Source organism: Burkholderia sp. Bp9016 (assembly GCF_003857765.1).
GTDB lineage: Bacteria > Pseudomonadota > Gammaproteobacteria > Burkholderiales > Burkholderiaceae > Burkholderia.
Map to the genome: position 1 here is coordinate 21,875 of NZ_QTPY01000020.1, position 12,189 is coordinate 34,063.

The 12,189-nt window shown below is 64.7% G+C and carries 6 protein-coding genes and 2 pseudogenes; 7 read left to right on the top strand and 1 reads right to left on the bottom strand.

The features are described 5' to 3' along the window. Positions 1–564: a transposase gene (locus tag DIE13_RS33865; protein WP_409333484.1), complete on the bottom strand. Its 564-nt coding sequence runs from the start codon at positions 562–564 to the stop codon at positions 1–3. Between the two features lie 431 nt (positions 565–995). Here DIE13_RS33865 and DIE13_RS23280 point away from each other — a divergent pair, with 431 nt between their 5' ends. The 7 genes and pseudogenes from DIE13_RS23280 (at position 996) to DIE13_RS23310 (ending at position 12,185) form a co-directional block, all read left to right on the top strand. Further along, a complete protein-coding gene (locus DIE13_RS23280) occupies positions 996–1,898 on the top strand; it encodes a ferritin-like domain-containing protein (protein WP_124829555.1) in 903 nt (300 codons plus the stop codon). 1,126 nt (positions 1,899–3,024) lie between these two features. Continuing rightward, positions 3,025–3,102, top strand: a pseudogene (locus DIE13_RS33870) (ESPR domain-containing protein); the annotation flags it as partial. 78 nt (positions 3,103–3,180) lie between these two features. Continuing rightward, positions 3,181–8,196 (top strand): annotated as a pseudogene (locus DIE13_RS23285) (YadA-like family protein); the annotation flags it as partial. Between the two features lie 124 nt (positions 8,197–8,320). After that, positions 8,321–8,992, top strand: a complete 672-nt coding sequence (locus tag DIE13_RS23290; protein WP_124829476.1) for an OmpA family protein — start codon at positions 8,321–8,323, stop codon at positions 8,990–8,992. Positions 8,993–9,377: 385 nt separating this feature from the next. Continuing rightward, positions 9,378–10,523, top strand: coding sequence for a DUF2827 domain-containing protein (locus DIE13_RS23300; RefSeq protein WP_124829477.1), 1,146 nt, complete (start codon positions 9,378–9,380; stop codon positions 10,521–10,523). A gap of 14 nt (positions 10,524–10,537) precedes the next feature. Beyond that, positions 10,538–11,692 (top strand): DUF2827 domain-containing protein, encoded by a 1,155-nt coding sequence (locus DIE13_RS23305; protein WP_124829478.1) that lies wholly within the window; start codon positions 10,538–10,540, stop codon positions 11,690–11,692. Between the two features lie 25 nt (positions 11,693–11,717). Then, positions 11,718–12,185, top strand: coding sequence for a DUF4019 domain-containing protein (locus DIE13_RS23310; RefSeq protein ID WP_124829479.1), 468 nt, complete (start codon positions 11,718–11,720; stop codon positions 12,183–12,185). Positions 12,186–12,189: the final 4 nt, after the last annotated feature.

Here is a 12,189-nt window from a genome sequence, read left to right on the forward strand (position 1 = left end):
CTATTCGGCTGCGCGACCCCGCAACGCGTCTGGAGAATACTGAGCATGCGCTGACCATCCGATCCCCGCCCACGCGGGGATCAGTACTTCTAGTCCTGCTGGTACTTGAATTCTTCGAGATCGATACAGGAAATGCCGATGTGGACGCAGACGTTCGGGATTTTCGCGGCATTCGGCTTGAGCATGAGCGACGCACTTGGCCGCATCCAGTCCTCCTCGGTCATGCTTGGGAATCAGGATCGGTTCGAAGCTGCCGTCGCGATCGCGGGGAACTTCGACCCGAACCGGGACACGATCGGTGATGACCGTCTTGCCGCTGGCGCCGTTGCGCTCGTCGACCTGACCGAGCGGCTTGGGCTGGCCCGGCGGGTAGCCCAGATGCAGATTTATTTCGGCTCCCATCGCGCGTTCGATGACTGCCTTGTTGAACGCCAGCACAAAGTCCTGCACCTCGGCCGGCGTCATCGGCCGCTTGACCAACTGGTCCAGCAGTTCCTTAGGCTGTTCAGGCAGCGGCCCGCGGGCCGCTGCCTGGGATGCTACCGTTCTTCGTTTCTTCTTCATCGGCATATCCATGACTTTTATCTCTCATGATATGCCCCGCCCACAAAATGACGGATAGGCCCATGGTCGCAGAGCAGTGTTGTGGCGCCTCCGGGGCCGACTGCATCAGTCGACTCTCGGCCGAGGCTGTGTAAAAACAGCAGCGTCGGGCGCTGGAGCACCGGTAGGCGTCAGGAGATTCGCGCGGCGCCACCGTGCTCAGCATCAGTTGAACGTAGCCGGTTAACCGAATCCGGCACAAAACCCTTCGGTTGCCTACCCAAGCCCGGCCTGACGTTGGCAGCCGTGCCGGAGCACCCGTCCCGCTCGCCTTGAGTGTCAATCCGCTCGGCTTTAACGACAAACGACAGCAGCACAGCCGCGCGCTCGAAAATACGCGTTTACGGAAGCTATGCAAAAATCTTTCACTCCGTAATCGCATAACAACAGCCATGTCCGACACGCTGCAGGAAGAGCATGCAGCGGCAGATCACGCCATGCGCAACTGGACCTTCGAGAGGCACGGTCCGGTCAGGATCGGTTCCGATGCGCACAGGCAGATGTTCTGCCGCATGCTGCTCGACACACACAACCCGTACAAACCGGCAGTCATCGACTGGCCAGCACTCCAACCCGACGCACTCAAGCGACTCACGTCGCTGCCCATCTGGGACATCGCCGTGCAGACCGAAGGCCGCGCATCGATTCGCGTCGCCACCTTCGCCGCGACCGTCGACGATCCGCTGCTGCGCCGCGCACTCGAGATGGACGGCGGCGAGGAAGCACGCCACAAGGTCGTACTGTCGAAGCTGGTGCACGCATACGGCATCAAGCTCGCCCTCGAGCCTGCCTATCCGGCGCCGACGGATCCCGAATGGTCGTGGATGATGACCGGCTTCAGCGAGTGCATCGACAGCTTCTTCGCGTTCGGCCTGTTTCGCTCCGCGCAACGCTCCGGTTATTTCCCGTCCGAACTCGTCGAAACCTTCGAACCCGTGATCCAGGAGGAAGGCCGGCACATCCTGTTCTTCGTTAACTGGTACGCGTGGTACTGGCGCAATCTGCCGTGGTGGCGCCGGCCCTGGTTCTTCGCACGCGCGGCGGCCGTGTGGGTGTTCCTGATCCGGGAGCGCATCGGCATCGCGCGCGGCATCGATGCCGATGGCGTCGCACGCGACGCTAACTTCCCGGCAACGGGCACCGCCGATATCGGCGAGACGCTGAACCCGCGCGAGCTGATCGAGCTGTGCCTCAGCGAGAACGACCGCCGGATGGCCGGGTACGACAAGCGGCTGCTGCGCCCGATGCTCGTCCCGCGCATGGCGCGGCTCGCGCTGCGTTTTTTGCGGAAATAGCGCCGAGGCGCGTCCGTTTCCGGTTTCCGATCCGGAAGCCGACGCGCAGCGTCGCCGGCGCACTCCAGCCGCTGCCCATGCGGCGCCTCCTTTCACAAGCCCGTGGGCTCGAGCGGCGCACGCGACGATTCGGCCGCGCCACGGCCCGAATCCGACGCCTCGTGCACGACGACGCGGGACTCGATGCGCGTCCGTCGGACCCATGTTGCTCACCCGATACATTCGAGTGCGTCGTTTCCGTCGTTCGGCACGCATGTCCGACCTCCGTGTGGCAGGGCAAATTGTCACACCAGGAATTTGACATTTCGGCCCCTTCCACCGCGTCTCCGACCTTGCCATGGACGTCTATCGGCAGCGCCGGGCGCAACCCCTCGCCACCAGATCGTAAGCGTTAAAAGCCCGATCGTCGGGGACAGGCGGGCATGTTATTTCAGTCCCCACTCACCACGTCCTCCGGGACACATCAATTGGAACAAATTTCCGATCGGAATACCGAGCTGAGCAGCACTGCTCTGTAGCAATTTTTTACAACTTCGCTTGACCGACCGGTCGCCGAACGCCCGTCAGACGGTCAGCAGCAGCTCCCGCCATGAGCAAACGTGCACAATTATGCATCACCTTCTTCAGGTGTTTTCCATTCACGCCGAATGGCATTTAATATAAATAAAAATACAAATTGCTATCGAATTAATAGATTAACAAAGCAGCAAATTTTCTCGACTCCGGCCATCCAACAATCATTACAAATCCGAAAGGCGACGCTCAAGCGCAAACGTTTGCCATTTCATTTGTCTTACGTTTTGTGGTGAGTCATATGTAACCTGTCGCACATAACAAACTTAACCATTTGAATCTTATGACTTTTCTTCCCGCCACATGGCGTGCACGAAGCCCTACACACTGCATTCTCGTTATTTTCCAAATCGTTACGCGTTAATACATCAAAACACGACCCATTAACCTTCTTTTAACTTTCGAAGCCTTCCATTTTTCACTATTTGTCAATCTCAAAAAACCATCTCAAATAAACTCGGCCCTACATTTTTTAGATTCGCGCGGGCGCACGGCAGATTCATCTGACGATATAGACCGGTTTGTTGCGTTGCGCACTTGGAGATAGCAGGACATGAACCGCACATACCGCTCTATCTGGAACGAATCCCTTGGCGCCTGGGTTGCCGCATCGGAAATTTCTACCGCACGCGGCAAGCCGAACAAGTCGGCCGTGGCAAAAGCCGTCGTGGCAGCCATGCTCGTGACTGGCGCGTGTGCAACCAATGTGGCGTACGCGCAATACACGGTGGGCACCCGATCGTCCGCGAGCACCGGCGCGGTCGCGATCGGCGGCGGCACCGGGTCGTCGTACTCGTCGACCGCGTCGGGCCTTTACGCGGTCGCGGTCGGCAATGGTGCAACCGCGACCGGCAACTCGACGGTTTCCGGCGCGATCGCAATCGGCAACGCGACGGCCGGCACTTCGAATACGGCGCTGCAAAACGGCGCGATCGCAATCGGCCAGGGCGCGCAGGCCATCGGTACCAACACGGGCCAGGGAACCTCGCCTGTCGCCATCGGCGCCACCGCCACGGCCAACGGCCTCGGCTCGCAGGTTGCGATCGGCGACCAGGCACTCGCGACCGGCACGGATGCGGTCGCCATCGGCGGTCACGCCGGGGCGTCGGGCTCGCAGGCCACCGGTAACCAGTCCATCGCAATCGGTCAGTCAGTCACCGCGACGAGCCAGTCGTCCGTCGCGATCGGCAACGGCGCGACGTCGTCTGCCAGCGGTGCATTCGCGCTGGGCGCGAGCGCGGCCGGCGGGGGCGCCAACTCGATGGCGCTCGGCAATTCGGCGCAGACGCTGTCTAACGGCGACGTCGCGATCGGCCAGAGCGCCTATGCACAGGGCACGACCGGGACAGCAACGGGCCTGTCCGCCACGGCGCTCGGCAACTCCGCAACGGCGTCGGGGAACAACGCCGCCGCGTTCGGCAACACCTCCAATGCGTCGGCGACCAACACGACGGCATTCGGCGCGGGCGCATCCGCGACCACCGCGAACGCATCGGCGTTCGGCACGGGCGCCACGGCGAACGTGACGGGCTCCGTCGCGATCGGCCAGGGCGCAGTGACGACCGGCACGGCATCGACCGCGACCGGCGGCACCAGCTCGGTGCTCAGCACGACGATCGGCGGGCAGACATTCGGCAACTACGCCGGCAGCGCCGCAAGCGGCGGCGTCGTGAGTGTCGGCAAGGCCGGCGCGGAGCGACGCATCCAGAACGTCGCAGCAGGCCTGGTCTCGGCAAACAGCACCGACGCGATCAACGGCAGCCAGTTGTACTCGGTCGCCAGCACGACGACTTCGAGCATCTCGAGTCTTTCGTCGTCGACTTCGACGGGGCTTTCGTCGGCTACCAGTTCTATCGGCTCGCTTTCGACGGGGCTGAGCTCGACCAATAGCAACGTCACCTCGCTGTCTTCGTCCACGTCGACGGGTCTTTCGTCGGCGACTAGCTCCATCGGCTCGCTGTCCACCGGCCTCAGCTCGACCAATAGCAACGTCACTTCGCTGTCGTCGTCCACGTCGACGGGTCTGTCGTCGGCGACTAGCTCCATCGGCTCGCTTTCGACGGGGCTGAGCTCGACCAACAGCAACGTTACCTCGCTGTCGTCGTCCACGTCGACGGGGCTGTCGTCGGCGACTAGCTCCATCGGCTCGCTGTCCACCGGCCTCAGCTCGACCAATAGCAACGTCACTTCGCTGTCGTCGTCCACGTCGACGGGCCTCTCGTCAGCTACCAGCTCCATCGGCTCGCTTTCGACGGGACTGAGTTCGACCAACAGTTCAGTTCTGTCGCTGTCCACGTCCACGTCGACCGGTCTTTCGTCTGCCACCAGCTCGATCGGCTCTCTGTCCACCGGCCTCAGCACGGTCACGACCAAGACCGACAACCTCGGCAACAGCACGGCTACGGCGCTCGGCGGCGGTGCGAAATATGATTCGACGACCGGAACGGTTTCCGCGCCGGCATACACGACCTACAACGCGAACGGCACAACGTCGACCGCCAATAACGTCGGCTCGGCGATCGACAGCATCAACAGCCAGGGCATCAAATACTTCCACGCGAACTCGACGGCTGCCGACAGCCAGGCACTCGGTACCAATTCCGTTGCGATCGGCCCGAATGCCGTCGCCAACAACACCGGTGATGTCGCGCTCGGCAGCGGCTCCGTCACCGAAGCACCCAACCCGACGCCGACTGGTACCGTCGGCGGCGTGACGACCACGTTTGCGGGTGGCAACCCGAGTAGCGTCGTCAGCGTCGGCGACGCAAGCACGAACACCACGCGTCAGATCACCAATGTCGCGGCCGGTCAAATCACCTCGACCAGTACCGATGCGATCAACGGCTCCCAGCTCTTCGCGACCAATTCGGCCGTCGACTCGCTGTCGACGACGGTGTCATCGTCCAGCAACGCAATCTCGTCGCTGTCGACGGGAATCAATTCGCTGTCGACAGGACTGAGTTCGACCGATAGCTCGGTCGCCTCGCTGTCGACCTCCACGTCGACGGGCCTCTCGTCGGCTGACAGCTCGATCAGCTCGTTGTCCACATCGACCTCGACCGGTATCAACTCGTTGTCGACGGGTCTGAGCTCGACCGACAGCACCGTCGCTTCGCTTTCGACTTCCACGTCGACCGGCCTCTCGTCGGCAACCAGCTCGATCAGCTCGTTGTCCACGTCGACCTCGACGGGTATCAACTCGCTGTCGACTGGCCTGAGCTCGACCGACAGCACGGTGGCTTCGCTCTCGACTTCCACGTCGACCGGCCTCTCGTCGGCAACCAGCTCGATCAGCTCGTTGTCCACCTCGACCTCGACCGGTATCAACTCGCTGTCGACTGGCCTCAGCTCGACCGACAGCACGGTCGCTTCGCTCTCGACTTCCACGTCGACCGGCCTCTCGTCGGCTAACAGCTCGATCAGCTCGTTGTCCACATCGACCTCAACCGGCATCAACTCACTGTCCACCGGCCTGAGCTCGACCGACAGCACCGTCGCGTCGCTTTCGACCTCGACGTCGACGGGCCTCTCGTCCGCCACCAGCTCGATCAGCTCGCTGTCCACGTCGACCTCGACCGGTATCAACTCGCTGTCGACTGGCCTGAGCTCGACCGACAGCACGGTCGCTTCGCTCTCGACCTCCACGTCGACGGGCCTCTCGTCGGCAACCAGCTCGATCAGCTCGCTGTCCACGTCGACCTCGACCGGCATCAACTCGTTGTCCACCGGCCTGAGCTCGACGAACAGCACGATCACGTCGCTGTCCACCTCGACCTCGACCGGCATCAACTCGCTGTCCACCGGCCTCAGCTCGACGAACAGCACGATCACGTCGCTGTCCACCTCGACCTCGACCAGCGTCAACTCGCTGTCCACCGGCCTGAGCTCGACGAACAGCACGATCACGTCGTTGTCCACCTCGACCTCGACGGGCATCAACTCCCTGTCGACCAGCCTGAGCTCGACCGACAGCACGATCGTCTCGCTGTCCACGTCGACGTCGACCGGCCTCGGCTCGCTGTCCACCGGCCTGAGCAGCACGAACAGCTCGGTATCGTCGCTGTCCACGTCGACCTCGACCGCGATCAACGACGCGAAGACGCACTATTACAGCGTCAACGACAACGGTACGCAGCAAGGCAACTACGACAACAACGGCGCGACGGGCGTCAACGCGCTCGCAGCCGGCGTGAACGCCAGCGCGGCAGGCGCCAGCAGCGTCGCAGTCGGCGACGGCTCGAACGCGGCGTCGAACGGCGCAGTCGCGATCGGCCAGAACGCATCGGCCACCGGCGGCAAGGCGGTGTCGATCGGCTCCGGAAATACGGCGAGCGGCGACGGCGCCGTCGCGATCGGCGACCCGAGCGTGGCAACGGGCACGGGTGCAGTGGCGATGGGCGCGAACGATACGGCCAGCGGCGACGGCGCAGTGGCGCTGGGCAACGCGAACACGGCGAACGGCGCCAATGCCGTGGCCCTCGGCGGCTCGAGCCAGGCGACCGCGGACAACACGATCGCCGTCGGCAACCAGGCGATCGCAAGCGCCACGGGCGCGCAAGCCTACGGTTCGAACGCGTCGGCAACGGCGGCCGACGCCCTCGCGTTCGGCTCGAACGCCACGGCGAACGTCGCGAACTCGGTCGCACTCGGCGCGAACTCGGTCACGGGTACGGCAGTGGGCACGTCGAGCGCAACGATCGGCGGCGTCACATACTTCTTCGCGGGCAGCTCCCCGGTGGGTGTGGTGAGCGTCGGCGCGCCCGGCCAGGAACGCCAGATCACGAACGTCGCGGCAGGCCAGGTATCGGCCACCAGCACGGACGCGATCAACGGCAGCCAGCTCAACGCGACGAACCAGGCGCTCAACAGCCTGTCCACGTCGACCGCGTCGAACATCTCGTCGCTGTCGACCGGCATCGGCTCGCTGTCCACCGGCCTGAGCTCGACGAACAGCAACGTGGCCTCGCTGTCCACATCGACCTCGACCGCGATCAACTCGCTGTCCACGGGCCTGAGCTCGACGAACAGCAACGTGTCGTCGCTGTCCACGTCGACGTCGACCGGCATCGGCTCGCTGTCGACTGGCCTGAGCACGACGAACAGCAACGTGGCCTCGCTGTCGACGGGCGTGACGAACATCAGCAACACGGTGAACCAGCTGTCGACGACGATCAACAACAACCAGACGCGTGCGGCGAACAACTCCGGCATCGCGGCCGACATGAACGGCACCGGCAACGACAAGCCGACCGTCACCGCCGGCTCGAACTCGGTGGCGATCGGCGCAAATTCGACCGACGGCGGCCGTTCGAACGTGGTGTCGGTCGGTAGCGACACGCAGCAGCGCCAGATCACGAACGTCGCGCCGGGTACGGAAGGCACCGACGCGGTGAACGTGAACCAGCTGACGCAGGTGCAGACGACGCTGTCGACGGCACTGTCGGGCCAGCAGGCGCAGATCAACTCGCTGGGTTCGCAACTGCAGCAGACCGACCAGATGGCGAAGCAGGGTATCGCAGCCGTCGGCGCGATGGCCTCGATCCCGCAGCTCGATCGCGACGCCAACTTCGGGATGGGTGTCGGCACGTCGACCTTCCTCGGCCAGAAGGCGATGGCGGTCAACATGCAGGCCCGCATCACGGAAAACCTGAAGGCGTCGATCAACGGCGGCTTCAGCGGCGGTCAGAAGGTGATCGGCGCCGGCATGCTGTACCAGTGGAAGTAACCCGTCGCGCCGCCACGCCGCCCGGCTCGCCAGCCGGGCCGGACACGGCGGCGCCGGCAGCAGGACGAACCCGCCGTGCCCCGTACGGCGGGCTTCGGTCAACCCAAGCCTTGAGGACGTAACCGTGAACAAACTCGCTCTTGCGCTCGCGCTTTCCGCAATGGGCCTCGCCGCATGCTCGACCGCATCCGGCCCGACCTACAGCGCATCCGAACTGCAGCCGCGCGACGGCGTGCGCACGTTCCAGGTGGACTGCCACGGCCTGCTGTCGGGCCCGCAGACCTGCATGAAGGCCGCCCGCAAGATCTGCGGCGACCAGCCGGTGCGCACCGTCGATTCGGCCCGCGCGCTGCGCGACGGCTCGGATCCGGCGACGCTGGTGTTCCAGTGCGGCGCCGCGCCGGCGGAAACGGCGTCGGCCGCCGAACCGGCACCGGCTCCCGCGCCCGTGGTCGAACACGTCAACCTGGCCGGCGACGCACTGTTCGCGACGGGCCTGGCCACGCTGACGCCCGCCGCACGCGCATCGCTCGACAAACTGCTGAGCGAACGCGAAGACCGCACGTACTCGCAGGTGACGGTGACCGGCTATACGGACTCGACGGGCAGCGCCACATCCAATCTCGCGCTGTCGAAGCGCCGCGCGGAGACCGTCGCGGGCTACCTGAAGACGCACGGGCTGAACGCGCAATCCGTGTCTGTGACCGGCCGCGGCAGCGCCGATCCGGTCGCGTCCAACGCGACGGCCGAAGGCCGCGCCAGCAACCGCCGCGTCGAAATCTCGCTGCAGCGCTGAACGGCAGCCGTCGCGCCCGCCCGCGACGGCCACGAACCAGGCGGGCGCCCCCGCCCCGCCGGACCGTTCCGGCACTGCTTCGCCGGCGCGCCGCGACGGCGCCGGCCGCTATGTCAAAGTTCGTCATACCCCTCCACAAACCGGCGACTTCCGTGCCACAATCGGCGCAGACAGTTGCCGGGGCGTTCCGCCCGCATCGCGCGCCGTGCCAGTCACGCGCGACGGCATTCCGGAACCCGGCGGCCGCCCCGCGCTCCGCGTCGCTCGGCTCGTTTTGCAGCGCACGCCGGCGCACACGCAACCATGACAATCCACGGCGCGCCGTTTTCGGGCCGCTCGCTCGACGCCACGGCCGCACGCACGACGCCGCAGAGGAAACCAACCGGTGACGGACATCAATCAAGCCGCCTCGGGTCGCACCCGCAAGCAACGGCCGGCCGTCGGCATCTCGCTGTTTGCGCGGGACGGCCAGGCGATCTGGGAAAACGGCATCCATCAGAACATCGCGTTCCTCGCGATGATGCTCAAGCGCTCGGACCGTGTCGGCCCCGTCTATTTCCTGAACGGCGGTGACGCCAACGCGCTGCCGGCCGGGCTCGACCTCGACGGCCTCGACATTCCGCTCGTGAAGCCTTCCGACGTGACGCATGAACTCGACGTCGTGCTCGAGATGGGCGCACAACTGCCGGTGGAATGGCTCCGGCATATGAAGGCGCTCGGCAAGAAAATCGCCGCGTTCTTCTGCGGGCACGTGTATGCGGGCGTATCCGAAACGCCGATCTTCGACAAACCATCGGGCCACGTCTTCAACGGCGCGCCGTTCGACGAAGTGTGGCTGCTGCCGCAGTACGAGAAGACGGGCGCCCCGATGCTGCAAACCCTGCTACGCGCGCCGGTGCATCTGATGCCGCACATCTGGTCGCCGTACTTCCTTGAACGCCGCATCGCCGCGCTCGCGGCCGAGGGCGTGACCTTCGGCTACCGGCCCGGCCAGCGGCCGTGGCATCTCGCGACGCTCGAGCCGAACATCTCGGTCGTGAAGTCGTGCCATTACCCGATGCTCGCGTGCGACGAGTTCTACCGCGCGCGCCCGGACGCCGTGCAGCACATGTTCGTCGTCAACTCGATGCACATGAAGGAACACCCGACCTTCGTGCACTTCGCGAACAGCCTCGATCTGGTGCGCCAGCACAAGGCGACCTTCGAGCCGCGCATGGACCTGCCCGGCTTCATGGCGCGCCATGCGGACGCCGTCGTGTCACATCACTGGGAAAACGCGCAGAACTATCTGTACTACGACGTGCTGTATGGCGGCTATCCGCTGATCCACAACTCGACGATGCTCGGCGACGCCGGTTACCACTACCCGGACTTCGATGCCGCCGCGGGCGGCCGCGCACTGCTCGATGCGTGGCTACATCACGACGAACGGCTCGACGACTATCGCGCGAAAGCCGGCCGGCTGCTGCAGTCGGTCTCGATCGACAACCCCGCGAACCTGGACGCGTTCGTCGCGCGCCTGGTCGCCTGAACCGGAGCATACGCATGTCGGACTCCAATGCCCGTCAAGCGCCCGGCGAGGGCAAACGTCTCGTCGTCGGCGTGTCGCTGTTCGTGCGCGGCGCCGGCCAGTCGCTATGGGAAAACGGCATTTTCCAGAACTGCCTGCTGCTGATCCTGCTGCTGCGCCAGTCGCCGCTCGTAGCCGAAGCCGTGATGGTGAACGGCGGCGAGCAGCTCGCCGATCCGCAGATGATGCTGGGCGAGTGGGACGTGCCGCTGCTGTCGATGGACGAAGCGCTGCAGCGCTGCGACGTGTTGATCGAAATGAGCGCGCAGTTCGGCGCGGACTACCTGCGCACGTTCCGCGATCGCGGCGGCAAGGTGGTCACGATGCGGGTCGGCAACGACTACGTGATCGACATCGAGCGCGCGATGTTCAACAAGCCGTCGGGCTTCCTGTTCTCCGGCGCGCCGTACGACGCGGTGTGGACGATTCCGGAATTCGAGCGCTCGTGCCTGCACTATTACCAGACGGGCCTGCGCGCGCCGGTCACGATCGTTCCGCACATCTGGCATCCGATGCTGTTCGACAAGGCGCGCGCGACGCTCGGCGCGGGCTTGTCGTTCGGCTACCAGCCCGGCAAGCCACGCTGGCGCGTGACGATGTTCGAGCCGAACATCTGCATGGTGAAGACGAGCATCGTCCCGATGCTGGTGACCGAGGAAGCGTATCGCGCGAAGCCCGATTTCGTGGAGTTCGTGCGCGTGTGCAACACCGTGCACATGAAGGAGCATCCGACGTTCGTCCACTTCGCGAAGAGCCTCGACATCGTGAACCACGGGATCACGACGTTCGAAAGCCGCTACGCGGTGTACGAATTCATGGCGGCCTACGGCGATGCGGTGGTGTCGCATACGTGGGAGAACGCGCAGAACTACCTGTACTACGAACTGCTGTACGGCGACTATCCGTTGATCCACAACTCGCCGTTTCTCGGCAAGGCCGGGTATTTCTATCCGGACTTCGATTGCCAGGCCGGCGGCCGCGCGCTGCTGCAGGCGTTCGCCGAACACGACGCGAACCTGGACGCGTATCGCGAGCAGTCGAAGCACGTGCTCGACTCGGTCAGCATCTACAACCCCGACAACGTCGCCGCGTATTCCGACGCGATCGCGTCGCTCTATCGCGACGCGTAACGCGTCGCGCTCCCCGGACTCCGACATGAATGCACCCCTGCCCCTCTCCCGCGCGAAATGGCTGATCGGCTGCGCGCTCGCGTCGATCGCGATCGGCGCGCACGCGCAATCCGACGGCGAATCGGCCGACGCACTGCTGCACGACGCGGACATCGTCTTCAAGCTGCTCGACGCCGGCCAGTACCGTGCGGTGTGGGCCGATTCCGCCGCATTCGTGAAGGCGCGCATCCAGCCGGACCAGTTCGTGGCCGACATCCAGCACGCACGCCAGTCAGTCGGCACGGTCACCCATCGCGGCTGGGCGCAGATCACGCGCATCCGCTACGCCAACGTCGCGACGGTGCCCGACGGCCTTTACGCGAACCTCGACTACGCGACGACGCTCGCGAGCGGCGCGACCGTATTCGAGAAACTGAGCTTTCGCCTCGACGACGACGGCCGCTGGCACCTGACCGGCTACGTGCCGCGCCAATCGCAGAACTACACGCCGTAACCCG

Excerpts from the sequence above, each read along its gene's own strand:
- DIE13_RS33865 (WP_409333484.1), bottom strand. The coding sequence starts at position 564 with ATGAAGAAGAAACGAAGAACGGTAGCATCCCAGGCAGCGGCCCGCGGG.
- DIE13_RS23280 (WP_124829555.1), top strand. The coding sequence starts at position 996 with ATGTCCGACACGCTGCAGGAAGAGCATGCAGCGGCAGATCACGCCATG.
- DIE13_RS23305 (WP_124829478.1), top strand. The coding sequence starts at position 10,538 with ATGTCGGACTCCAATGCCCGTCAAGCGCCCGGCGAGGGCAAACGTCTC.
- DIE13_RS23310 (WP_124829479.1), top strand. The coding sequence starts at position 11,718 with ATGAATGCACCCCTGCCCCTCTCCCGCGCGAAATGGCTGATCGGCTGC.